The sequence below is a fragment of the Campylobacter sp. BCW_6461 genome, assembly GCF_001762735.1.
GTDB classification, from domain to species: domain Bacteria; phylum Campylobacterota; class Campylobacteria; order Campylobacterales; family Campylobacteraceae; genus Campylobacter_D; species Campylobacter_D jejuni.
The window spans coordinates 1-1,187 of sequence record NZ_MJXJ01000015.1 but is presented as its reverse complement, the minus strand read 5'-3'; the positions used below and the strand labels follow the sequence as shown (position 1 = coordinate 1,187).

Here is a 1,187-nt window from a genome sequence, read left to right as displayed (position 1 = left end):
TTCCTCACTCAAATCTATCGTGCTTAAAGCTAGGATAAAAAGTTCGATTTCACTTTCAAATACAAAAAGATGTTTATAGTGTTTGGATAAATTTTTAATAAGCAAAGCATTGCCTATACCATAAATACATGCAAAAGGATATCTATGAGTTTTTTCTAAAATACTTTGATAGAAAAAATTTATTTCTTCTTCTAAATTTTCATACATAAAAACATTATGAGTTTTATCATAGATATTTAAATTTTCATCTATATTAAAACGAGAGCAAGTTTTATTTTGTATGAAATTTAAAAGTTTATTTCCTAAGGGTTCATTTACCCCACTTAATAAAGCTTGTATGTTTTTTTCTAGTATGGTCATTGGGTTTCCTTAAGAGAATTTATAATAATATTTATTTTTTGCTCTAGTTTTTCTATAAAATAAAGCAACCATTCATGATAAGCTTTGATATAGGCTGTGATGAAACTAGCATTATCTAAAATATTTTCTTTGTAAACCAAATTTATTTTAAAACCTCTCTCGTAAATCAATACTTTGGAAATACCATCCTGTATAAACTCATCTTCATCTAAAGAGTGATTGAAATTTTCTATGTTTTGATAGACTTTTTCTAAAAATTCTAAAGGCAAAAGAAAATCTTTACTGAGTATATTTTCTAAAATTTGTTTTAAAGCTAAGGCATCGTCTAAAAATCTTTTGGCATTTTCTTGATCTTTTTGTATTTTTTCTTTGAATTTAGCTAGTAGTTTATCACTTCTATTTTTAGTTAAACTTTTTGGAAGTTCAAATTTGGGTTTTTCTTTTGTAAGGAGTTTTTCACAACATTCTTTAAAGGAAAGTTCTTCAGTGAAATTAATCCTTGCTCCACCTTCAGTGGCATTGTAAAATTTAGCCTTTTGATCATTGCAAGCAAAAAGATATTCTAATTTTATACGATAATCATTCCATGTGATATGAGTTAAAACTTCACCTTTGCCTCCATAAGCTTGGGTTTTTAAGGTAGGCACAGTTTTTTCTCCGCTAAATTGCTCGCCATAACTAAATCCTTTTGAATGAGAATTTCCTTCTTCATCAAAAGCTAAATCTTGCCCTATCATAATAATATTTTTAAATCCTAAAGCTAAAGCTAAAGTATAAGAAAAATGACTTACATGAGTACCCGTATCAATATAACCAAAGTCATTAAG

General features: G+C 27.2%; 2 pseudogenes. Both read right to left on the bottom strand.

The features are described 5' to 3' along the window. Positions 1-360, bottom strand: a pseudogene (locus AJ882_RS02995) (motility associated factor glycosyltransferase family protein); the annotation flags it as partial. Beyond that, positions 357-1,187, bottom strand: a pseudogene (locus tag AJ882_RS02990) (motility associated factor glycosyltransferase family protein); the annotation flags it as partial. The pseudogenes AJ882_RS02990 and AJ882_RS02995, both read right to left, overlap by 4 nt.